The sequence below is a fragment of the Veillonella sp. AS16 genome (assembly GCF_000517785.1).
Classification (GTDB): domain Bacteria; phylum Bacillota; class Negativicutes; order Veillonellales; family Veillonellaceae; genus Veillonella; species Veillonella denticariosi.
In genome coordinates, this window is sequence record NZ_AZYX01000018.1 from 79,296 (window position 1) to 103,373 (window position 24,078).

A 24,078-nucleotide genomic window follows, 5' to 3' on the forward strand; every position below is an offset into this window, starting at 1 on the left:
TCGCCTCGACTAGTATAACAAGGTGGATAAAAAGTAATTCAACACAAAGATTAAAATGATGCTGGTCACTACCGAACTGGTCGTAGAAAAACCTACCGCTTCGGCACCCATTTTCGTCTCCATCCCCTTATATGCGCCCACCAAAGCGATAACGGCGCCAAACACACTGGATTTTATCAGCCCCAATGTAAAATCGGAAATAGTTGAAAACATCTGGATTGAATCCATGTAAGTTGCCGGGGCCAACCCTTTGATAACGGTAGCCACAAAATAACCTCCGGCAATGCCGATAACGATACCGTAAAAAGCCAGAATAGGTACCATAATCATACAAGCCACGACACGAGGCACCACTAAGTATCCGATAGGATCAACGGCCATTACGCGCAGCGCATCGATTTGCTCGGTGACCTTCATCGTACCGATTTCAGCCGTTATAGCGGCCCCAACACGACCGGCCAACACGACACCGACAAGGATAGGTCCTAATTCACGACCCATAGCTACGGCCATGAGCCCCCCTACAGTACCTTGAGCACCGTATTTAACCAGGACATCTGTAATCTGCAATGTCATAACGGCACCTGCAAACAGCAGTGTGAGGCTGATGATGGGCAGCGAATCAACGCCCAAATGGGACATCTGTTGGAATACATGCCATAGGTTAAGCATTTTCAATTGTTTAATAGTCTGCCACACCAAAAGTGTGGCACTGCCCATTTGAGACAGTCGATCCATAACGGACCGACCGATTGCTTCAAGCCAGGTCAAACCGATTCAGCCCCTTTCCCTGTATCACGGTTTTTATTCAGCCGGATTTGTTATTGTTTCATGTTCCTGTTGAGCATCGCCGTTACTGTCAGATTTATCATCTTTCTGTGTATCCGGTTTTGCATCTTTTTTAGTATTGGGTTTTACATCCTCTTTACCATTGGATTTTGCATCTTTCTTCGCATTTTTGCCTTTTTTAGATGCATCCTCAAGGTCCAGCTTATGTTCCATCTTAATCTGTGCTTTTACCTCTTTTGCACGTTTTGCCAAAGCTTTATCCCGATCGGCCGGTTTCATGACCTGGATGGTGAACTGGCCGTCACCTTCTACGATATAGTCCGTATCGACAGCCGTTTTTTCTATCTTTTTATCATCATCCTTGCCATCGCCGATATCTTCTTTCGATGTCTTTTTCTTCACATCACCCGGCATAGGATTGGTTTCAACGTCTTTAAGCTTCGCCTTCTTGACGGATTTAGTGCCCTCTTCATTAACGAGGCTTATACCGTCTTCCAGGAATTCCACAACAATTTGATTGTTTGTATCCGTCTTTTGCAATTCATCAAAGAGATCATTGAAATCTTTGTAAACTTTCAAACGACGTAAAATTTCATCCGTTAAATTATATTTCTGTTTTTCCAAAACATATGGCAATGGAATTTCACCGCCGCCGCGAACTTCAAGCGTATATTTACCTATCGCTTGATCTTCAGGAACTTTAAAGAAAATTTCCTTTACGACCTTTTCTCCGCGGAACGGTTCCAATGTTACATCTACCACAATGGTATCACCAGGGGACACGATTGTGGAGGACGCGGATGCATCGACAAGTTTTGCCGTTTTCTTATCTTGCGTTACCTCTGTCTCTACAGAAATATCCGTAATTTCATAGTTGATAAAACGGTTATTCATAAGTACGTCAATAACATTATAAAATTCATCAACCGTCTTCTCACTGATGGATTCGGAACTATAGAACATATTCGTTCGTGTAAACGGCTTATGTTCCTTTCCCTTCGGGGTAATCGTATAGGTAATTTTCGCAGTACCCGAACCGCTGCGATCCACTGTTTTATTCAACATATTATATAAGGATGTAGCCGCTAAGGTCGGCGTCATATCCCTATCTTCGATAACCTTAACGGAGCTCGTCTTATCACGGCCCATATCGGTATCTTTCAGATGGAATCGCATCGGAATACCATGTGCAATCACACCGGACACACCGGCAATACCGGCCCCCCGATCCTCTGTAACAGATCCGACTTCACGTCCCATGGATCCCAATTTGAAAGCGGAATCATAACTTTTTACAACCGTAAAGATGCTGGCATTATGCATGAAATAGTTCGATGAGCCGTGTTTCAGGAACGGATGTCCGAAAGCGACAACCTTTTCGCCATCTACATACGTTACGGTTCCGATAGCACCGAGTTTAAGATCTCCGTCAACAAGTAACGCCGCTACAGAGCCGCCTGCTTCCAAAGGTTTTTCTATATCATCACCGCTAGCGCTGGCCGTATCATAGGTTTCATACTTATATTGAGGCAACTTGGATTTGAAATAGTTCATGGATGCCGCATCAAAACCATACGCCATTAACGGTGTGCCTAAAGGAATCAGCTGCTTATCATCCCAGGTATTAGACAGATTTTTCTCATACGGGATATTCCAAAGTTTCACCATATCCTCGATTGGCGTAATCATGCCAACCGTACCGTCCGCAAAGCCCCAACCGTATGCAACGGCGCCGACGAGTTTCCCGTTTATATACACGGGACTACCGCTCATACCATGAGCAATACCGCCCGTCTGTTCCATGACAGGCCCCGAGAATTTTGCCAGAATAAGATGTCCTGAAGGCCCCTTATCCTTCATAACACCAAGCACCTTTACATCAAAGGTCGAAATAGTATCCCCTACAATTACAGTTTTTGCAATTCCTTCCATTCCCGTCTCTACATCATTGACAGGCATAAAATCGACAGCCTGCGCTACGCTAAGAGAGGTACAGAAGAAAAGCGCCAGTATCGCTTTTCTATACCGACGCCAAGAATGAGAAAACGTCATTCCTTTCTCTCCTTTATTTACTTTCTACAGTGACAACGATTTGATCACGAGAAACGTCTGAACCCACTGTAACATTAACCGCCGATACAGTACCATTTACAGTAGATTTAGCAGCCGCCATAGGTCCTGCTAAGGTTTCTACGGTTACCAAGGTTTGCCCTTCAGTTACAGGGGAACCAACGGAAACAACAGAAGCCACCTTACCTGTTAATACACTTTGGTATGATACAGGGGCCGCCATTACAGATGTAACACCTAATACACCTAGCGCTGCTAAGGCTAATGTGACTCTTTTCATAACGATCCCTCCTTTTACAAAATTAGTTATGTACGTATAGTATACTAAATTATAACGTTTTTTTCAAACAAAATTGTATGCAATATATCATTTAATAATAATTATATCTTCGTATGTCGAAGGTGCGGATGATGCCTTGTGTACATAGGCGTCATTCACGAGAACATCTACGCTACCCTGGTTTGATAATTCAAAACCATCTGTGGCCCCCATCTTTGAAAGCAACGCCGCCCCCTCTTTTTCAGTGACCCCGACGGAATTAATTCCCGCCTTATCTACAGTCAGCACGACCAAATCATGATCTTTTGTGGTGCCTATAAAGCTGCGCGCTTCATTATTTGACGTATCAGCACCTACATAACGGCCATTTTTCATTACCAGTGTACCGCCCTGAACGGCAGCACCGCCTGCGGTACTGACCTGCGCTAAATCCTGTCGATTTTGAATTGTAACAGGTGTTCCTACCTTTAACTTGCGCAAGGCGTCTCGAGACTCGCCATGCCCCGATAATACATATTGATTTGCACCGATTGGAGAATTTCCCTTTCGATGACTCACAACCTTCCCGTTCGCCACGGTCACCTCATAACCAAAATCATTGGTCTTTGTGGAGTTGCCATACGACGGGGTATATAATGTCAACGCATTTTCCTTACGAGGCGTATTTACAGATGTAATTGTAAAACTTTGTTTTCCCGCTTTCGCCTGTAAAGAAGGTCGTTTTTCCTCTATAAAATAACCTCGGTTAGGGGTATACCGCAAAGTTCCGCGATTGCCTATCCGTTCCAGATCAACGGCACCATTAGAAGCAACGGTATAAGGTTGTTCAAAACTACGCCCCTTGACTTTTGCGCCGATAGCCGCCGTATGTTTCTGCTGTATGCCGGAAAGTGCTTTCCCTTCAGGTACATGAGACGCCACCATCGGCGATGTATTATCGACGGCCAACGCAAAGGCCTGAATTTTTCCTTCGCCTACAGTATTGCTGATTTTACTGTACTTAATGGATTTATTAATATCCTTTGTGGTCTGTTGTGAATAATTCGAGAACAAATCGACTATAATACGCGTCGGATTCTTCAATGTAAAAGCATGGTGTTGTACATCTCGGTTCGCAGTCAGTGTTACCTGTAAAGAACCGTTTACATTTTGTAAGCCCACGCCTTTAAGCACACCGGTTTTACTGGAGTTTTGCGCCACCGGAGCGGTCAAACCGTTCTTCGTACCACCTAAATTCAACGTAAGAGACCGATCTGCTTCATTATAAGAACTCGTCCAAGAAACAGGCATTTCCGACAAATCAAACACGACCCGACTTGTGCCGTCATGATTAGATACGCGTAGTGCCGTAAGATTTCCCGCCTCAGCCGATGGAGCCAGTAATCCCATAGCCCCAAACAACGCTGCGGTTAGATAGATATATCGTTTCATATATGTCCTCAATAAGACAATGTATAAGACTTGCCTTTATATAAATTTTGTACAATATACTTTTACTATAGTATACATGATATATTTCAAAAATACAAAAACGAAGTTATATACTTCTTGGATATGTCAACATGACTAGCGACAGAAGAATAACTTCGTTTGTATCTTACTTTATATTCATGAAATATAGATGTATATTATTGTAATTCATCCAATGTATCTCGCAGTTGCGACATTTCATCAAGGGCCTTGGCAACCCCCTTGATGACCGCATAGCGAGGTGATTCCACAAGATAAGATGCAACACCTATAGAGCGCGTGATGACCCTGTCAAGACCGTCAACGAGGGCTCCTCCACCGGTCAAGATAATTCCGTGATCAGTAATCGCCGCTACCAACTCAGGCGGCGTCTTTTCGAGAATACCTTTAATAGCCTCCAGAATATTCATCACCTGCGCCTCTAAAGCCCGTTGAATTTCCAAAGAATTAACGGAAACCATCTTAGGCAGGCCCGATCCGGAATCACGGCCGCGCACTTCAATAACGCGCTCTCTGGCACGACGATCGACGGTGCCGACAGCAACCTTTATCTCTTCCGCCGTCAATTGACCGATAATAAGACGTTTTTTACGCCGTATATAACGAATGATAGAATCATTAAACGAATCTCCGCCGATACGTAAGGACTCGCTGACAACGACACCGGTATCGCATAATACGGCAATATCCGTGGTACCGCCGCCCACATCTACCACCATGGCCCCCACCTGCTGCGCATCGTTGAGGCCCGTTCCCATAGCAGCTGCAAGCGGTTCTTCGATAAGAACCGTCTTCTTTGCCCCCGTCCGTAAAAGCGCTTCCAGGATCGCCCGCTTTTCAACAGGTGTAATCCCTGACGGCACACAGACGATGATGCGCGTTTTCATGAGACGCGAAGCAGGTACGACGGAACGAATAAAATACTTCAGCATAAATTCCGTCATATCATAATCCGCAATGACACCTGCTTTCACGGGGCGAATGACGGAAATACCCTTTGGCGTACGGCCTACCATGGTACGTGCCGTTTCTCCCAAGGCGAGAATATCCCCGGTCTTGTCATCTCGTGCAATATAAGCCGGCTCATCCAAGACAAGGCCTTTCCCCTTCGCATAGATCAGGATATTGGCCGTACCCAGATCGATGCCTAAATCAAACGTCAGAGACCGATTCAATCGACTCATCCAGTCCCCGACCTGTTCCGGTCTGACCAATCGCTTCAAGGTCATGGCAGGTGTTGTCTTGGCAATCGCTACAGCCTCACGATTACGGCGTTCAGCACGGCGTAATTGCGTAACCTTTACCATGGCATCTCGCATATTCGAGGTCAAATGATTCGCCTGTTTCGTTACCCCTTTTGAAAGCTTCGCGGACTTTCGCTTTGTCTTGCGTAACGGCTTACGGCCCGCATCGCTCTTCGTATTCGCCGCCCTGGCCGCACCTAAATTCTGCTGTTCGTTATATAAAGCCGGCCCTTTAGAGCGCCGGCTTCGTTTCTTTGTATTCTGTTTTGGCCCTTTATTCTTATTCGTCAACCCGAACAATATCGGCACCTAACCTTTTCAACTTACCCACAAAATCATCATAGCCTCGATCAATGTGATGAAGGCGCCCGATTTCCGTCGTTCCTTCGGCCGTCAATGCGGCGCATACAAGGGCAGCCCCCGCACGCAAGTCCGTTGCATTCACGACAGCGCCATGTAAACGCGGCATACCTTCTACGATAGCCTGCCGGTTATCGATATCGATATGAGCCCCCATCTTGCGAAGTTCGGCAACATGCATGAAGCGGTTTTCAAATACCGTTTCCGTAACGGTGCTCGATCCTTCTGCAATCGTTGTTAAAGCCATAAACTGAGCCTGCATATCTGTCGGAAATCCCGGATACGGCAATGTTTTAATATCTACCGCTTTAATATCTTTACCGGTACTGATGACACGGATACCGTCAATATCTTCCTCTACGGTAACTCCGGCCTCTTTCAGTTTAGCCACCACCGGTTTTAAATGTTCCGGCAATGCATTTTCTACAAATACATCCCCGCCGGCCATAGCCGCCGCAATCAAGTATGTTCCCGCTTCAATGCGATCAGGAATGACTGTATGTGTAGCACCGTGCAACTCAGGTACCCCTTCGATACGAATCACATTGGTACCGGCACCGCGGATATTAGCGCCCATTGCATTTAAGAATGTCGCCAAATCAACAATTTCGGGCTCCTCGGCAGCATTTTCAATAACAGTCTTTCCCTGCGCCATAGAGGCAGCCATGATGACATTTTCCGTAGCACCTACACTTGGAAAATCCAGGTAAATCTGAGTTCCTTTCAAGCCTTCCGGTGCATATGCATGTACATACTCTTCGGTAATATCGATTTTTGCACCGAGAGCCTCAAAGGCTTTTAAATGAAGATCGATAGGCCGTGCTCCGATAGCGCAGCCGCCGGGCATAGAAATTTTGGCTTCCCCCTTCCGGGCCAACAAAGGTCCCATCACGAGGAAGGATGCGCGCATCTTGCGAACTAATTCGTACGGTGCTTCGGTTGCAGTGAGTGTAGAAGCGTCAAAGATGATTTCATTATCTTCTTTATTTCTGGTAATCTTAACCCCTAAAGACTCGATAACTTGGCATATAGTTCCAACATCCTCCAAGTTTGGAATTTCAAGTAATTTACTAGGTGTAGACGCTAGTAATGTACCGGCAATAATAGGTAATACCGCATTTTTTGCACTACTGACACGTACACGGCCTTCCAATCGATTGCCACCTTGAATAATTAGCTTTTCCAACAGAATTCCTCCTACACTTTATATCAATAATCTTGCATCACCTACAAGATTTTGTATTTATAACGTCACATACTAAATGTTATTATACTAAATGTTATTATACTATTTTTTTCTATCTCTCATCAAGAGAACGATTAAATTTACAACGAAAAAAGGCTCCTCTTGATGAGGAGCCTCTTCAAACCTATATCAACCGCAATTCAATGACGAGAATATCAATGAAACAGTCATATAAATTTATTTCGCTTTCAACGATTTTAATTTTTGGTCCATATGAACCGTGTCGAGGAATCGTACGGTACCCGTTTTAGAGCGCATCACGATGGTATGAGTACGCGCACCGCCCGGGAAGTATTGAATCGGATTCAACAAGTTACCGCGTGTAATGGCTGTTGCCGCAAAAATAACATCATCGGTACGAACCAAATCATCCAAAGTAAGAACCTGATTGACATCGGCAATACCCATTTCATGGCAACGACGAATTTCTTCATCCGTTTCCGGTTTCAAACGCGCCTGCATATCACCACCTACGCATTTCAATGCCGCAGCGGCCAATACACCTTCAGGCGCGCCGCCCGTACCGACAACCATGTGTACCCCGGAGCCTTCGATACAACATTCCATTGCAGGGTTTACATCTCCGTCGGTGATAAGCATAATACGTGCACCTAGATCACGAGCTTCTTTCATCAATCCTTGATGACGCTCACGATCGAGCATAACCAATGTGATTTCATCTACATTACGTTCCATCTTGGCAGCCACATTTTTAATATTTTCCGTCAAAGATTTTGTAATATCGATAGCACCTGCCCCGCGAGGACCGACGCACAATTTTTCCATATACATATCCGGTGCGTGCAACAAACCGCCCTTTTCAGCGATAGCCATAACGGCAATCGCCCCGTTCTGTCCTTTTGCAATAAGATTCGTCCCTTCGATAGGATCCACCGCGATATCGACTTCCGGTCCGCCCGCACCTACATGTTCACCGATATAAAGCATAGGTGCTTCATCAATTTCACCTTCACCGATAACTACGGTACCGGAAATGCGCACGGAATCAAATGCTTGACGCATCGCATCTACCGCAAGGCCATCAGCCTCATCCTTTTGTCCGCGTCCTAATAAACGACCGCTGCGCAAAGCCGCAGCCTCAACGACACGAGCAAATTCCAACGACAATGTACGATCCATAATGGGCCTCCTTATAAGTCCTGTATTTAATAATGTAGCTCACTTGTATGAGTTATATACCGTCTTATTGATCAGCTTGTTTCCAATCAGCCATAAACTTTTCGAGACCTGCATCCGTCAACGGATGTTTCATGGCCTGTAAAAGTACTTTAAACGGAACCGTCGCAATATGGGCGCCGGCCTTTGCGCATTGAATGATATGCAGCGGGGTTCTCACACTGGCAGCGATAATTTCCGTGGGAATGTCATGAATAGCGAAAATATCCGCAATATCCTGAATCAATGTAAGCCCTTCCATGCTGATATCGTCGATACGTCCTACGAACGGACTCACATAAGAGGCGCCGGCACGCGCCGCCAACAGCGCTTGATTAGCTGAAAAAATCAAAGTCACGTTTGTTTTAATGCCTTCTTTACTCAACACAGAAACGGCTTTAAGACCTTCCGGCGTCATCGGAATTTTAATGACTACGTTAGAGCCTAATTTCACCAGTTCATGAGCTTCAGCGACCATGCCTTCCGCATCAGAAGCGATAACCTCCGCGCTGACAGGTCCATCTACAAGATTCGCAATCTCGGAAATAACTTGTTTCAAATCGCGTTTAGCCTTCACGATAAGGGATGGATTTGTAGTTACTCCATCAATAAATCCGAAAGCATAAGCCTCTTTAATTTCATCAAATTCCGCTGTATCAATAAAAAACTTCATAGGAGCCCCCTCTTACTTCACCGGCGCAATCACTTCAACGCCGCCCATATACGGAACAAGAACCTTAGGAATTACAACGGATCCGTCCGCCTGTTGATAATTTTCCAAAATGGCAGCCACCGTACGGCCCACAGCAAGTCCGGATCCGTTCAAAGTGTGAACAAATTCAGGTTTTCCTTTAGGTCCGCGACGGAACTTGATATTCGCTCGACGAGCTTGGAAATCGGTCATATTGGAGCAGGAAGAGATTTCTCTATACTTACCTTGTGCAGGCATCCATACTTCAACATCATAGGTCTTAGCGGAACCGAATCCGATGTCACCCGTACAAAGGGTGATAACGCGGAACGGCAATTCCAATAAGCGCAACACTTCTTCGGCGTTGTCCGTCAATGTTTCCAGTTCCTTAAAAGAATCCTCAGGTTTCGCCAGTTTCACCATTTCCACCTTATTGAACTGATGCTGACGGATAAGCCCCCGCGTATCGCGACCGGCAGAACCGGCTTCGGCGCGGAAACATGCAGTAAACGCGGTATAATATTTCGGCAACTCATCTTCGTTCAAAATCTCGCCGCCATGATAATTCGTCAATGTTACCTCTGCCGTAGGAATCAAGAAATATTCCGTATCCTCTACATGGTACATATCTTCCGCAAATTTGGGCAACTGGCCTGTTCCGGTCAACGTTTCGCGCGTTACCATATACGGTGTCATCATTTCCGTATAGCCGTGCTTATCTACGTGAAGGTCGACCATAAAGTTGATAAGAGCGCGTTCTAAGCGAGCACCTAACCCTTTATACACGGTAAAACGAGCACCGCTCATCTTACCGGCGCGATTGAAATCAAGGATATCGAGGCTTTCACCTAAATCCCAATGAGCCTGCACGTTAAAATCGAATTGACGCGGTTCACCCCATTTACGCTGCTCTACATTTTCGTCCTCATCGGCACCGACAGGAACGGATTCATCACACATATTCGGCAACATCAATGCCGCATCACGCAATCTGGTTTCCACCTCGCGAATTCGGTTATCGAGTTCCGCAATATCATCGCCCACCTTCTTCATTTCAGCGATTTTATCATCAGCATTTTCTTTATTGCGTTTCAATTGACTGATTTTCTCTGTTACGGAATTGCGCAGAGCCTTTAGTTCCTCTACCTTACCGATCAATTGACGACGTTCATCATAAGCGGATACAAAGGTTTCTAAATCGCCCTTCGTATGGCGATTGTCCAAATTTTGTTGCACCAAATCGAGATGTTCACGAACAAATTTTAAATCTAACATACTATAAACCTCTTTCTCCAACTATGTTACGTACAAAGTGTATTCAATACGTTTAAGTATACCATATATTACTGTATTTATCATTAACAGCCTATATTTATACATCTATTCAGCGAAGATTTATACATTGACGCGCATCCGTACAGATATCTAATCGTCATCATCTTCGTCGAGCAGATAATCTTTCGCCATCCACTTGCGTGTGCCCGTGAAAGAAATGGTCACCCATTTCTCCGTCGGATTTCCGCCGATTTCCGCATCGATTTCATTGCGAATCGCATCAAGCTCGGCAATGGTTTGGTACGGGAAGTTCTTGCGAACCAGAATATCAATTTCGATGATTCTGGAATTACCGTACGCCTGTACGCTTGTCACGTAATCCTTGAAATCATATTTTTTCATAAATCGGTCCATAATTTCCTGCACCTCATCATGCAAGGATGACGGCGCCCAGCCCAAAATTTGTTTAGTGGACGGAACGATAATATGAATGGCGGATGGAATCATCTGTACTGCAAGTACAATCAATACAATCGGGTCGATATAAGCGGCCCATTTTCCGTATTCCGTTCCTTCCAGCATCGTTGCTACGACGAAACTGATCAGAATAGCGGCTTCCAATAATGCATCTACATACCAGCTTACGTTATCAAACTTGATCAAGTTTGACTGCAAACTCTTATTGATGCGTCGAACATATAGATAGTACGCAGTGTCTGCAACGGTAAAAAATATAGCATAATAAATAGCAGGGCCGAAATCTACGTGACGTCCGCCGCTTAACAGATCCGTAATACCGCTGGACAATGCATACAGCACGATAAGCAGAATAAAAAAACCTTCCACAGCGAGTACGAGAGGTTCAAATTGCCAATATCCGAACTGAAAGCGCTTACTCGTCTCACGAGCTACTAATTTGGCCGTCATGAGCATCATAATCTTAATAACTACATCGACAAAGGAGAATACACCATCTAATAAGACCGCACTCGACCCGGTCACAATCCCCATTATCGTACCGCTCACAGCCACCAAAGCCATAAGCCCCACGGATTGCATCAGTAGTTTCTGTTCAATGGAGCGCCTTGCCCCTAATATATCCATTGAGCACACTCCTTTCTCACTTATATACATCTTTATTATACACTAATCACCGAAGTGTATAAAATGTATCGCAAAAGTCCACCGCACAGTTTATACACGGTGGACTTTCAACAATCACTAACATATGAACTTTATTCTATTATAGGATAACTACACAATAGCCATCGGTGGCGCATCTAAGGATTTACCGGCTACATATCTCCCTACAATATGGCGATCATCGCCTATATATAGCCACCGTTCCAGGCGTTCCTCTATACTTCGTTCATTCGGATCAAACAATTCATGATCATCGATAACAAGAGCATCAAATTCATAACCGATTTCAAAGCTGCCTACATCACCAAAGAATTGTCCGCCCCCCTTGGTTGCCATATAGAAAGCTTCCGGTAATGTAAGCGGTGCATAGCTTTTATCCACCTCGGCCCATTTCATCTTTGACAAGCCCACGGCTTCGGTCAAAACCTTGGCCATGCTGATGTCATGCCCCCCTGAAATATCTGAGCCCAATGCAATGGAAATGCCATGATTCAATAATTTTCGTATAGGCGCTATGCCGCTGGACAAATTCACGTTAGAATACGGGCAGTGTGCCACCATTGTCTTTGTTTCATACATCCGCTCCATTTCTTCATCGCTCAGATGAATACAATGAGCCATAACCGTCGGTACTGTACCCATCAGACGATGTTCACAATATACATCCGTATAACTGGATGAATCCGGATGAAGTGAATGAACCCAGTCAATCTCACCATGATTTTCAGATAAGTGAGATTGAATTGGCACATTATACTCCACCGCTAAATCTCCGAGTCCACTCATCAGGCGGCTCGTACAGGACGGTACAAAGCGAGGGGTTACAATAGGTCGTACGAGCGGTCCGAACTGTTGAGCCTCTTCAAGCCATACTCTCGTATCATGTAAAGACCGCTCCGTATCCTCAATCAGATAATCAGGGCTGTTCCGATCCATATTAACCTTACCTACAAAAGCGGATAGACCGGCTTCTGAAAGCAGCTTCATCAATAGCAATGTACTTTCTTTATGAATGGTGCCAAATAAAATACTGCGCGTTGTACCGTAACGCCATAATTCATTAACAAAAGCGCTATATACCGTCTTTGCGTACTCTAAATCCGAAAACTTCGCCTCCTCCGGAAATGTATACGTTTCAAGCCAAGGCAGCAATTCTTTATCCATACCGAGGCCTCGATTACAAAACTGAGGCGCATGGGCATGAGTATCGACAAATCCGGGAATAATTAAATTATCCCCGTAGTCCTCAACCGGATACGCCTCATACTCGGAGGGAATACTTTCACCACAATACGAGATACAACCGTCACGAACAATGACATAGCCGTTTGGAATCACTGAAAACTCCGCCGGTCGTGATGTATAAATAATATTACCTTTTACTATATAAACGGAATTCATCGAATAATCTCCTCTTTTCAATAATACCGCTTAACCGTAATATACGTACGTCAATTACAATAAAATGTAATTGCTCAATGTTACTCTCTCAACAATAAAAACACATATGACAATCCCGACTCTCACAACTTATATAGCAAAATGTATGATGAAAGCAATGGTCATTACATACATAACAGGATGGATTTCCTTACGACGACCTGTAATAAGTTTCACCAATGTATAAGAGATAAAACCGAAGGATAAACCTTGCGCAATACTGAAGGTAAGCGGCATAAGAAGAATCGTTAAAAATGCAGGCAACGCTTCCGTAAAATCACCGAAGTCGATATGCGTCACTTCACTCATCATAAATACACCTACGATAACGAGTACCGGAGCTGTTGCCTGAGCGGGTACCAATAAGAATAATGGCGCAAAAAACAGAGCGATTAAATATAATATACCCGTTACGCATGCCGTAAGACCCGTACGTCCACCATCGGCAACAGCGGCCGCACTTTCAATATAGGAAGTTACCGTAGATGTGCCGATGATCGCACCGGCTGCGGCACCTATGGATGTACATAATAACGCATGATTTAGCCGTTTAAATTTACCGTCCGCATCAACAAGATTCGCTTTACGCGTAACACCGATAAGCGTACCGATGTTATCAAACATATCTACGATTGTAATAGAGAAAATAATGGACAAAAAACCATATTTAATAGCACTCATCACATCCAATTGAGCAAATGTATCCACAGGAAATGGCGGCACCAAGTTGAAAACATCCGCACTTGTCTCAGGGACCTTTGTATAACCGAATATCATAGCCGCAACAGTCGTGATAATCATACCCAACAACAAACCGCCCCTCACCTGCTTGGCTAACAGCACACTGGTGATAAGCAAACCGGCCAAGGTCAACAATACCGCAGGATCCTGCATATTTCCAAGTGTTACAAATGTGGCCTTATCCGCTACGATAATATGCGCATTTTTAAATCCGATAAAGGCGATAAAGAGACCTATACCGACACCGATAGATGTTTTAAGTACCTTGGGAATACCGTCGATGATAAGATTCAAAATACGCGTTACTGTCAAAACAATGAATACAGCACCGGAAATAAATACGGCACCTAATGCGGTTTGCCAGGTCAGTCCCATCGATCCGCATATGGTATAGGCGAAGAATGCACTAAGTCCTAATCCAGGAGCGACGATAACCGGAACATTCGCTACCAAACCGATTAAAATCGTCGTAAATGCGGTCGTCAAAATAACTGCCGCAACCGTACTTTCATGAGGCATACCGGATACGACCAGCAAATTCGGTATAACCGCTAAAATATATACGGAAGCAATGAACATAGTTATGCCCGCAAAAATCTCGGTACGCACATTCGTACCATGCTGAGACAGCTTGAAAAATTTATCAAGCCAGCCCTGTCCGTGTCTTACACTCTCATTCGACATCGAATTCATCTTACTTACCTCCTAACTTAAAGAGAAGAAAATAAATAAAACGACTACAAGAGCATCACAAAATAGCTCTTGTAGTCGTGAATATCGGTTCCCGCTAGAAAGCCTTGACCCATCATGTCAAGGGTATACAAGGTATAGTCTTACTATGAAATTATATATATATATATATCAGTTATATAAAATATGTACCGAACAAAGTATATCTCAGTTTAAGTATAAAATTATTTTTATATGCTGTCAATAATAAATAATAAATAATAAATAATAAATAAACATCCTAACAATGAGCCTCCCTCGGGAGGCTCATCATATAAAGACTATTTCCCGAGATTGCGCTCCAAGTCAAATCGGTCCGATACAAAGCCGTACAAAGTCCATCCCGCAAAGGTTACAATGGCACCATATGTCATTGCTTCAAGACCAGATGCATATAACGCATATAAACTATAAATGGAACCAATGAAAGCAATAAAGGTTGTCCCCTTCAATTCACCGCCACTGCGGCCCGCAGCTTTCATCAACACAATGATAGCCCCCATCGACAAGAGATATGGAATGATATTCGTTACAACCGCCAAATTAACGAGCGTTTCAAACTGTTCACTCAAAGACGGACTGATTGTCATCAAACTGAGGAAGGATTGAATGATTGTAATCGTTACCATCCCTACTACAGGTGCATCTTTAGATGTAATCTTGCTGAATAATTTAGGGAAATACCCTTCGTCCGCAGCACCCTTAAATACATTGGCAATGGTGAACTGCCATCCGAGTAAAGAGCCGAAACACGACATAACCATAAGACCCATAACGATTTTACCGGCTATACCGTTAAACATGGATGCAAATGCCAAACCAAACGGTGCATTACTGTTAACAAGTTCATTTGCAGGAACAATACCAAAAATCATATTGGTGGATACGATATAAATAACTGCAACCCCTAATGTACCGCCGAGAACTGCTTTCGGTACATTCTTTTCGGGATTATCCACGGCATCCGCATTCGCACAGGCGGATTCAAGTCCAAGAAATGCCCATAAAGTCATGGCGATGGAATTAGTTGCCGCTTCGCCGAACGGCATATTATTAACATTCCAGTTTGCTACATACATATCTGTTGAGAAATAAGCCCAACCGACTGTACTGATTACGATAACCGGTGCAATAACACCCCATACCGTAAAGCTGGATACACGTCCCGTGATGCTGGCACCACCGAAATTCAACGTCGTCGCCAACCACAATGTGACAATTGTATAAATACCTGTCAACAATGGAGTCAACGTAACGTCTGCAAAGGTCGCCGCATAGCCTACCGCTGAAATAGCAATAGCGATATTGGCGATTAAAAGAGACACGCCATACGTATAATTCGCCATGAAGTTCCCCGCTTTGCCAAAGGAATATTCGGCATAACCGCCCATACCGCCGCCTTTACGACTGTACATACCGCACTTTGCAAAAGCATAAGCCAAACACATGGAACCTACAGCAGTAATCAACCATGATACGATTGACAACGATCCTACCTGCGCCAATTTTGTAGGCAGCATGATAATGCCTGACCCCATCATATTCACAGCGGTCAAAATTGTAAGCTGCAATACGGACATCTTATTTTTGCCTGTACTCATAGTTACCTCCTTTTATCTTGTGTATTGTACCGTCGGAAACCCTCCGACGGTACACAGAGGAATTATTTTTCAAATTCTTTTTTCAACACATAACCGAATGCCTTCTTCGTTCCATCCGGCTGTTCCGTAATGTATACACCTTGAATTTCCGGAGCAAATCCAGGCAATTTGTTGATGCCTTCTTCCAAAGCCAAGAAGTAATCACAAGCAGTCTTCGACCAACGTTCGCCCGGTTGTACGCACAATACCCCCGGAGGATAAGGAAGCGCACCTTCAAGCGCGATGCGCCCTTCCGCTTCGCTCAACGGTACAAGCTCACCTTTGCCGCGCTGGAATTCAAAATTAGCTTCCTGAGGATTCATAACATATTCCGGGAAGTAATCATATAAGAACAATCGTTGTTGCAAGATACTTACATTCCGGTCTTTATAGAAGTCATGCATTTCCTGACATAGTTGACGAATATGATATCCCTTGTATTTATCCAAGTGGCTGTAATAAATGGACGGCAATACATCTTGCATAGGTGCATCGGCTTCAATCAATTGTTCAAATCGAACAAGCTGTGCCACTAAATCGTCCATCTTCGTCTTTGTTTCCGCCGGTGTCATCAAGAACAGAATGGTATTTAAATCACATTTTTCCGGAATAATTCCATTTTCGCGCAAATAGTTTGCAAGAATATTGGCATGGATACCGAAATCTTCATATTCACCCGTTTCCACATTGATACCCGGTGTAATCAATTGGAATTTACAAGGATCTATGAAATATTGACCTTTACCATAACCTTTAAAGGAGTGCCATTTCGCATCCGGTTCAAATGCGAAGTAGTCCACATCCTGTGCCATTTTCTTTGTATCTCCGTCTTCCCACTTTTTACCATGTACAACCGGTGGTACTAACGGGCGAAGATATTTACAGTGTTTCAATACGGCCTTACGAGCTTCGATAACCGTTTCCACACATTCAATCCATAATTTTTTACCCGCTTCGCCTTCATGCATTTTTGCATTTACGTCAAGGGCTGCAAACAACGGATAGAACGGTGATGTAGAGGCATGCATCATGAATGCGTTGTTCAAACGTTTATGATTTACATAGCGGTCTTGCCCCTTAATATGCTTATCCTTCTTATGAATCTGAGATGTCTGTGAGAAACCCGCCTGCTGCTTATGGACGGATTGAGATACCAAAATACCGGGATCATCAGGACCAAGTTCCAAAAGCAACGGACTGCAGTCTTTCATCATAGGGATAAACTGTTCATAGCCGACCCAAGCGGAATCAAAGAAGATATAATCGCAGAGATGTCCGATTTTATCGACAACCTGACGCGCATTATAAATAGTCCCGTCATACGTCCCCAATTGAATAACCGCCAACCGGATAGGCCGCTTTGCCTTTGCTTTCTTAGGATCTTTTTCAGCAATCAACTTGCGAATATATTTTTCATCAAAGCAATGTTCTAAGATACCACCGATGGATCCGAACGGATTGCGTGCCGTTTCAAGATATACAGGTGTTGCTCCGGACATGACGAGCGCCCCGTGACAAATCGATTTATGATTATTGCGATCATATAAAACAATATCCCCGGGAGTAAGTAATGCATTTAACACGACCTTATTAGAGGATGATGTTCCGTTCAATACAAAATATGTTTTATCCGCATTATAAACTTGTGCAGCATGTTGCTGAGCTTCAACTGCGGAACCTTCATGAATCAGAAGATCACCTAACTTGACATCCGCATTACAAAGATCGGCACGGAATACATTTTCGCCGAAGAAATCATAAAAAGCACGTCCCGCAGGATGCTTACAGAAGAATTGCCCCCCTTGATGCCCCGGGCAGTCAAATTGAGAGTTACCGTCCTCTACGTAATTTGCCAAAGCTTGGAAAAATGGCGGTAACATAGAAGCTTCATATTTTGCAGCGGCCGCTTCAATCTGTCGTTTATATAAATCAAAATTTGTAGTTGATCCGTCGATAACACGTTCCACCTTACCGATAAACGGGGAAATATCTACAGACTTATCAAACACAACCAAGAAAACCGGTATACCAAAGGATTGAACCAACTCATTCTCAAGTACATCTGTATCGGACTCGCTAATGACTATAGCCCCCACATCGGTAAAATCAGTTTGACTAAGCTCCACATTTGTACGCCCTTCCATAGAACCGAAATAGAATTGCGCTTTATGAGAGAAAGCAATTTTTAAATGTTTCATGATGTGTTTCCTCCTAAATTATGTTAACAACGATAATTTAAAGAATGTGACTTACACATAGGGTCGATTTATAAAATTTATTAATGAATTCACCTTTACTAAATACACCTCCTTGTTTTAAAGGTAATTCACGTATCTATATTTCTATCTTAACATCTGAATTTTTCATTTAAAAGTGTTTAATTATACACATATATCATAATTATACATTGTGCATGATTTAAATGTATAATCTATACTGTTACAGGTATGTGTAAATTTAATCACATACACCTCTATAATATCGGAAAAGCAACGATAAATACTATATCTCAATGTTCTTTTACTTCATCACAAAGTAAATCAAAATTTTTTATGTATATCACAATGTAATCATAGAAAATCCATGCAGCATTTTTATATTGTATATCTAATCATACCTCACATATTTATTAATCAACATTATAAGAATTGATAAAAGCCCGTATCAACGTATTTGATACGGGCTTTTTATCGATTTTTTTGTATGCTAAACAGCAAAAAGCTCACCGCCATATTGGCAGTGAGCTTTACAATTATTATTCTTCAGATTCAGTTTGCTGTTGAACTTCCGGTTTCATCAACGGGAACAATAATACGTCACGGATAGATGCGGAGTCTGTCAAGAACATAACTAGACGGTCGATACCGATACCGAGCCCTGCAGTTGGAGGTAAACCATATTCCAACGCCGTTACATAATCATTATCCATGCGATGAGCTTCATCATCACCGGCTTCACGTTCCTTCAATTGAGCTTCGAAACGTTCTTTCTGATCAATAGGGTCATTCAACTCGGAGAAACCATTTGCCAGTTCACGACCATAGATAAACGCTTCAAAGCGTTCAGTAGTCAACGGCTTTTCACGATTCAATTTAGCCAATGGAGAAATTTCCTTCGGATGACCGTATACGAATGTAGGTTGAATCAAATTTTCTTCTACATACTCTTCAAAACAAGCATTCATGATCTTACCGATACCGTCACCGGAACCATACTCAACGTTCAAACGATCCGCAATGGCGCGGGCTTCTTCCAATGTCTCAACGGCATCAAAATCTTCACCTGTATACTTTTTGATACCCTCTTGCATCGTAATACGATTCCAAGGTGGAGTCAAATCAATTTCGGTGCCTTGATAGGTAATCTTGGTCGTACCCAAAACTTCTTTTGCACAGTAAGATACGATATTTTCAGTCAAACGGATGACGTCTTCATAATTGCCGTATGCCTGATACGATTCCATCATTGTAAATTCCGGATTATGGCGATTATCGATACCTTCATTACGGAAGGAGCGGTTGATTTCATAAACGCGTTCCAACCCGCCTACGATAAGACGTTTTAAGTACAATTCCGGAGAAATGCGCATATAGATGTCGATATCAAGGGCATTATGATGCGTAATGAACGGACGAGCCGCAGCACCGCCAGGAATAGCGTGCATCATAGGTGTTTCCACTTCCATGAAGTGCTGATTGTTCAAATACTCACGAACCTTCGCTACGATTTTAGTACGCTTTACAAATGTATCGCGGACTTCGGGATTTACGATCAGATCAACATAACGTTGACGATAGCGTAATTCCGTATCCTTTAAGCCGTGCCACTTTTCAGGCAATGGACGCAACGATTTGGACAATAGGGTCAATTTATCAACCTTAACGGTAATTTCCCCCATATGAGTTCTGAATACATGACCTTCAATACCCACGATGTCACCGATATCAAGCATTTTTACATACTTGTAATTATCTTCACCCAATACATCCTTACGGAAGTACACCTGAATATCACCGGACAAATCACGGATGTTCGCAAATGCCGTTTTACCATGGGAACGCATAGTCATCAAACGGCCTGCAATCACTACAGGTTGATCATCGTAATTCAAGAAATCATCCTTAATATCTTGTGCATGATCTTTGACAATAAAACGTTGACCGAACGGATAGATGCCATCAGCTTCATACTCAGCCAATTTATCACGGCGAATTTGCATTTGATCATTTAATTCTTCTTGGGTATTTTTAATTTCTTCACTCATCTTATCGCCTCTTCGTTGTGAACCGTAAATTATTGAATTGCTAATACTTTGAAAGTCACAGGACCGTCCGGTGTGGACACCTCTACTTCATCACCTTTGCGTTTGCCCAAAATAGATTTGCCTACAGGAGATTCATTGGAAATACGATTATTAAAAGGATCCGCTTCGGAAGAGCCCACAATAACGTACTCCAACTCATCGTTATACATCGTATCCAGTACGGTAACCTTGCTACCTACGGATACTACATCACCCTTGACGGATTCGTCGATGATTTTCGCAGTATTGATTTTATTTTCTAATTCCACAATATGACCTTCGATGAAAGCCTGTTCATTTTTCGCATCGTCATATTCGGAGTTTTCACTGATGTCACCGTATTCAATAGCTGTTTTAATGCGTTCAGATACTTCGATACGGCGCACAGATTTATAATACGATAATTCTTCTTCTAATTTCTTTAAACCTTCGGCGGTAAGTAATGTTTCTTTTACGTCTGCCATGGATACCCCACACTTTCTACGTATAAATAATAAGAAAAAGTGCCACAATAAGATGACACCTTATCCTTTGTTTGTAAATTTTCTCAATCATTATATAAAAATACTATACATTTGTCAATGCGCCTTAACTTCAGCCAAAATGGAACGGTATGTTTCCAGCTCTTTCTGAAAGCTTGTTACCGTATGAATCGTATTCACCCGATTGCGCCAATAGGCGGATTCAGGTAAGCCTTTCAAATACCATCCCGCATGTGTTCGGATTTCTCGCACAGCCAGGTGCTCCCCCTTGTATTCACATAACAATCGGAAGTGTTTCATCAACATATCGAGGCGCTCCAATGCGGACGGTGCAGATACGACTTCACCGGTGGCTAAGTACTGATGAATGCGATCAAAGATCCACGGATTACCCTGCGCACCACGTCCTATCATCACCGCATCACATCCCGTCTCATCAAGCATACGCTTCGCATTCTCCGGCTCAACGATATCCCCATTACCTATAACAGGAATGGATACGGTCTCTTTAACCGCTTTAATATACGACCAGTCCGCATGACCGCTGTACATCTGTTCCTTAGTACGCCCATGAACAGCGATGGCGGCTACGCCGGTAGATTCAATGCGCTTAGCAAAATCCACGACATTAATATGATCATAATCCCAGCCTATACGCATTTTCACCGTCACCGGTACATCAACAGCTTTGACAGCCGCCTCCGCCACACGCGCGGCCAAATCCGGATGTTTCATGAGAGCTGAACCGTCACCGGATGTAACGACCTTTTTTACAGGGCAGCCCATGTTGATGTCCACAATATCCGCACCTGCATCGGCTACGACCTTTGCACCTAAAGCAATAGCTGCAGGGTCGGATCCGAAGATCTGCATCGACACAGGTCGCTCCGCCTCTTCAATGCGCAATAATTCATGTGTTCGTTCATTTTTATATTTAATTCCCATAGCGCTCACCATTTCGGTACACACTAAAGCCGCCCCGTTCTCTTTCGCCAAAAGCCGGTATGCGATATCGCTTACCCCCGCCATGGGTGCCAATATGGCCTGTCCGTCAATCAAAACGGAACCTATATGCCATCGCTTTGTATTCATATATATCACCTAATAAAAAGGGTACAGCATAGGCTGTACCCGAATGTACACTACTTTGTTATAATTTATAACTCTATTATAGTAGCATTATTTATTTCGTTCGTAAATAAGGCGCAACCCTTCCAACGTCAACATAGGTTCTACATGGTCGATACAATCGGTAGCGCTGCTGATAAGCTGTGCCAAACCGCCGGTGGCAACTACGGTCACGGATCCTTCCATTTCCGCTTTCATACGTGTCACAAGCCCTTCTACTTGACCTACATAACCGTAAAACATACCGGATTGCATCGATGATACGGTATTTCGGCATATAACCTGTCCCGGATCCTTAACCTCGATACGCGGTAACTTAGCCGCCCGTTGGAAAAGAGCTTCCGCAGAAATGGTCACGCCGGGACTGATGACACCACCGATATAATCACCATTGCCTCGAACGGCACAATAAGTAGTCGCCGTACCGAAATCAATAATAATCAAATCGCCTTTGTATTTATCATAAGCAGCCACCGCATTCACGATACGGTCCGCCCCGACTTCACGAGGGTTATCATATTTTATGGCAATGCCCGTTTTCGTACCGGGTCCTACGATAATCGGATTCACATTGAAATAACGCAGACATACACGTTCCAGTGTAGGCATTAACGGCGGTACAACGGAAGAAATAATGATATCCTTTATATCTTTCACATTGACCTTGCGATCATGAAAAAACAGGTTCATCATCAACATGCCATATTCATCGGTGGTACGCACCCGATCCGTAGAAATACGCCAATGACCGACAAGGTCTTTCCTGTCATATACACCGAGTACAATATTGGTGTTTCCCACATCAATAACTAATAACATGAATCCTCCTCTATTGGCGTGAACGTATAGACACGTCTCCGGCCACAATGCGTTTAATGGCCCCGTCCGGGGTTCTAACTAATAAATTACCGTCTTCATCAATATCCGTCGCCACACCTTCATAGGTATTTCCCGGCGCACGTACTTCTATATCCGCCCCCAATGTGACAGAGAGCTGACGCCATTCATTAAGGGTATCCTCAAAACCGTTATCGAGGATTTCATAGTACTGATGTTCCAATGATTCCAGTATAATCTTGAACGCCTCCGTCCTTTCAATGTCAACACCTTCCATCAATAAGGACGTGGCGATATGTTTTAATTCTTCAGGCAGTTCTTCCTGTTTCGTCTTTACATTGACACCGATACCCATGATAATATGAGAAACTTCTTCCATGGATCCGGACATTTCCGTCAATATACCTACCAGTTTACGACCGTTCACGAGAATATCATTAGGCCATTTTATGCCCGCATCGACAAGGCCCATCTTGTGAAATGCCTTTGTAAGGGCTACCGCCGCCATCAAAGTACATTTAGGTGCATCCGCAGGTGCAAAATCAGGACGCAGAATAATACTGAACCATAAGCCTTTACCGAAAGGAGAATACCACCCGCGGGACAAACGTCCTCGTCCGGCCACCTGTTCTTCCGTAACGACAACAGTCCCTTCTTCCGCCCCTTGCTGAGCTAAACGGCGGGCCTCCAAATTTGTGGATTCCGTAGTATCCATATAAACATACCGCTTGCCAAACACATCGGTATCTAAAATCTGTTTCATTGCCAATGGACTCAACAAATCAGGTTCCTCCAATAATCGATACCCCCTCTTGGTATAAGATTCTATTTTATAGCCTTTTTGACGCAATGCTTTGATATGTTTCCAAATTGCAGTACGAGATACGTGACATGCATCCGACATATCCTGTCCCGATACGAAGCCACCTTGGTTTTGTCTCAAGAATTCTAGCACTTCATCACGCATGGTTAGAGCCCCTTTCTTTGTTAACCTGGGTTTACAATTCGATTTTACAAGCGCGCCTCTGAAAATG

General features: G+C 43.7%; 19 protein-coding genes and 1 riboswitch. All 19 genes read right to left on the reverse strand.

From position 1 onward, the window contains the following. Nucleotides 1-9 precede the first annotated feature (9 nt). Nucleotides 10-771 (reverse strand): ABC transporter permease, encoded by a 762-nt coding sequence (locus HMPREF1521_RS05845; RefSeq protein WP_038117047.1) that lies wholly within the window; start codon nt 769-771, stop codon nt 10-12. A gap of 33 nt (nt 772-804) precedes the next feature. Next, a complete protein-coding gene (locus HMPREF1521_RS05850; RefSeq protein WP_038117049.1) occupies nt 805-2,841 on the reverse strand; it encodes a SpoIVB peptidase S55 domain-containing protein in 2,037 nt (678 codons plus the stop codon). A gap of 13 nt (nt 2,842-2,854) precedes the next feature. After that, the gene (locus HMPREF1521_RS05855; protein ID WP_038117052.1) at nt 2,855-3,139 is read right to left on the reverse strand and encodes a biotin/lipoyl-containing protein; all 285 of its coding nucleotides are present in this window, start codon (nt 3,137-3,139) and stop codon (nt 2,855-2,857) included. An 87-nt stretch (nt 3,140-3,226) separates the two neighbouring features. After that, nucleotides 3,227-4,570 (reverse strand): phosphodiester glycosidase family protein, encoded by a 1,344-nt coding sequence (locus HMPREF1521_RS05860; protein WP_038117053.1) that lies wholly within the window; start codon nt 4,568-4,570, stop codon nt 3,227-3,229. Nucleotides 4,571-4,767: 197 nt separating this feature from the next. Beyond that, entirely contained in the window at nt 4,768-6,153 is a 1,386-nt protein-coding gene (locus HMPREF1521_RS05865) for a rod shape-determining protein (protein ID WP_038117145.1), read from the reverse strand. Next, on the reverse strand, nt 6,134-7,399 hold the full coding sequence (gene murA / locus HMPREF1521_RS05870) for a UDP-N-acetylglucosamine 1-carboxyvinyltransferase (protein WP_038117054.1): 1,266 nt from the start codon (nt 7,397-7,399) through the stop codon (nt 6,134-6,136). The genes HMPREF1521_RS05865 and murA overlap by 20 nt, the downstream gene beginning before the upstream one ends. A 237-nt stretch (nt 7,400-7,636) precedes the next feature. After that, nucleotides 7,637-8,599, reverse strand: coding sequence for a class II fructose-bisphosphatase (glpX, locus tag HMPREF1521_RS05875; RefSeq protein ID WP_038117056.1), 963 nt, complete (start codon nt 8,597-8,599; stop codon nt 7,637-7,639). A gap of 64 nt (nt 8,600-8,663) precedes the next feature. Beyond that, complete coding sequence (fsa, locus tag HMPREF1521_RS05880) at nt 8,664-9,308, reverse strand: fructose-6-phosphate aldolase (protein WP_038117058.1); 645 nt, start codon at nt 9,306-9,308, stop codon at nt 8,664-8,666. A 12-nt stretch (nt 9,309-9,320) separates the two neighbouring features. Continuing rightward, entirely contained in the window at nt 9,321-10,601 is a 1,281-nt protein-coding gene (gene serS / locus HMPREF1521_RS05885; protein WP_038117060.1) for a serine--tRNA ligase, read from the reverse strand. Nucleotides 10,602-10,751: 150 nt separating this feature from the next. Next, entirely contained in the window at nt 10,752-11,705 is a 954-nt protein-coding gene (locus HMPREF1521_RS05890) for a cation diffusion facilitator family transporter (protein ID WP_038117062.1), read from the reverse strand. 150 nt (nt 11,706-11,855) lie between these two features. Beyond that, nucleotides 11,856-13,145, reverse strand: coding sequence for a guanine deaminase (guaD, locus tag HMPREF1521_RS05895; protein ID WP_038117064.1), 1,290 nt, complete (start codon nt 13,143-13,145; stop codon nt 11,856-11,858). A gap of 129 nt (nt 13,146-13,274) precedes the next feature. Then, nucleotides 13,275-14,618, reverse strand: a complete 1,344-nt coding sequence (locus HMPREF1521_RS05900; RefSeq protein ID WP_051435763.1) for an NCS2 family permease — start codon at nt 14,616-14,618, stop codon at nt 13,275-13,277. 52 nt (nt 14,619-14,670) lie between these two features. Then, a riboswitch (purine riboswitch) is annotated at nt 14,671-14,769 on the reverse strand. 166 nt (nt 14,770-14,935) lie between these two features. Then, complete coding sequence (gene potE, locus HMPREF1521_RS05905) at nt 14,936-16,255, reverse strand: putrescine-ornithine antiporter (protein WP_038117065.1); 1,320 nt, start codon at nt 16,253-16,255, stop codon at nt 14,936-14,938. A gap of 62 nt (nt 16,256-16,317) precedes the next feature. Next, the gene (gene speF, locus HMPREF1521_RS05910; protein ID WP_038117066.1) at nt 16,318-18,492 is read right to left on the reverse strand and encodes an ornithine decarboxylase SpeF; all 2,175 of its coding nucleotides are present in this window, start codon (nt 18,490-18,492) and stop codon (nt 16,318-16,320) included. Between the two features lie 557 nt (nt 18,493-19,049). Beyond that, complete coding sequence (gene lysS, locus HMPREF1521_RS05915; protein ID WP_038117068.1) at nt 19,050-20,558, reverse strand: lysine--tRNA ligase; 1,509 nt, start codon at nt 20,556-20,558, stop codon at nt 19,050-19,052. Between the two features lie 29 nt (nt 20,559-20,587). Further along, nucleotides 20,588-21,061 carry a transcription elongation factor GreA gene (gene greA / locus HMPREF1521_RS05920; protein WP_038117070.1) on the reverse strand — a complete coding sequence of 158 codons (474 nt, stop codon included), beginning with the start codon at nt 21,059-21,061 and terminating at the stop codon, nt 20,588-20,590. Between the two features lie 114 nt (nt 21,062-21,175). Then, nucleotides 21,176-22,171: a tRNA dihydrouridine synthase DusB gene (gene dusB, locus HMPREF1521_RS05925; RefSeq protein WP_038117072.1), complete on the reverse strand. Its 996-nt coding sequence runs from the start codon at nt 22,169-22,171 to the stop codon at nt 21,176-21,178. An 87-nt stretch (nt 22,172-22,258) separates the two neighbouring features. Then, nucleotides 22,259-23,026 carry a type III pantothenate kinase gene (locus tag HMPREF1521_RS05930; RefSeq protein ID WP_038117074.1) on the reverse strand — a complete coding sequence of 256 codons (768 nt, stop codon included), beginning with the start codon at nt 23,024-23,026 and terminating at the stop codon, nt 22,259-22,261. 10 nt (nt 23,027-23,036) lie between these two features. Next, nucleotides 23,037-24,011, reverse strand: coding sequence for a biotin--[acetyl-CoA-carboxylase] ligase (locus HMPREF1521_RS05935; protein WP_038117076.1), 975 nt, complete (start codon nt 24,009-24,011; stop codon nt 23,037-23,039). Nucleotides 24,012-24,078 lie beyond the last annotated feature (67 nt).

What these genes read in the sequence shown, in the direction of transcription:
- guaD (WP_038117064.1), bottom strand. Translation starts at nt 13,145, where the DNA reads ATGAATTCCGTTTATATAGTAAAAGGTAATATTATTTATACATCACGA.
- HMPREF1521_RS05935 (WP_038117076.1), bottom strand. Translation starts at nt 24,011, where the DNA reads ATGCGTGATGAAGTGCTAGAATTCTTGAGACAAAACCAAGGTGGCTTC.
- speF (WP_038117066.1), bottom strand. Translation starts at nt 18,492, where the DNA reads ATGAAACATTTAAAAATTGCTTTCTCTCATAAAGCGCAATTCTATTTC.
- glpX (WP_038117056.1), bottom strand. Translation starts at nt 8,599, where the DNA reads ATGGATCGTACATTGTCGTTGGAATTTGCTCGTGTCGTTGAGGCTGCG.
- HMPREF1521_RS05860 (WP_038117053.1), bottom strand. Translation starts at nt 4,570, where the DNA reads ATGAAACGATATATCTATCTAACCGCAGCGTTGTTTGGGGCTATGGGA.
- serS (WP_038117060.1), bottom strand. Translation starts at nt 10,601, where the DNA reads ATGTTAGATTTAAAATTTGTTCGTGAACATCTCGATTTGGTGCAACAA.
- HMPREF1521_RS05930 (WP_038117074.1), bottom strand. Translation starts at nt 23,026, where the DNA reads ATGTTATTAGTTATTGATGTGGGAAACACCAATATTGTACTCGGTGTA.
- greA (WP_038117070.1), bottom strand. Translation starts at nt 21,061, where the DNA reads ATGGCAGACGTAAAAGAAACATTACTTACCGCCGAAGGTTTAAAGAAA.
- fsa (WP_038117058.1), bottom strand. Translation starts at nt 9,308, where the DNA reads ATGAAGTTTTTTATTGATACAGCGGAATTTGATGAAATTAAAGAGGCT.
- HMPREF1521_RS05850 (WP_038117049.1), bottom strand. Translation starts at nt 2,841, where the DNA reads ATGACGTTTTCTCATTCTTGGCGTCGGTATAGAAAAGCGATACTGGCG.
- HMPREF1521_RS05890 (WP_038117062.1), bottom strand. Translation starts at nt 11,705, where the DNA reads ATGGATATATTAGGGGCAAGGCGCTCCATTGAACAGAAACTACTGATG.
- lysS (WP_038117068.1), bottom strand. Translation starts at nt 20,558, where the DNA reads ATGAGTGAAGAAATTAAAAATACCCAAGAAGAATTAAATGATCAAATG.
- HMPREF1521_RS05900 (WP_051435763.1), bottom strand. Translation starts at nt 14,618, where the DNA reads ATGAATTCGATGTCGAATGAGAGTGTAAGACACGGACAGGGCTGGCTT.
- potE (WP_038117065.1), bottom strand. Translation starts at nt 16,255, where the DNA reads ATGAGTACAGGCAAAAATAAGATGTCCGTATTGCAGCTTACAATTTTG.
- HMPREF1521_RS05855 (WP_038117052.1), bottom strand. Translation starts at nt 3,139, where the DNA reads ATGAAAAGAGTCACATTAGCCTTAGCAGCGCTAGGTGTATTAGGTGTT.
- dusB (WP_038117072.1), bottom strand. Translation starts at nt 22,171, where the DNA reads ATGAATACAAAGCGATGGCATATAGGTTCCGTTTTGATTGACGGACAG.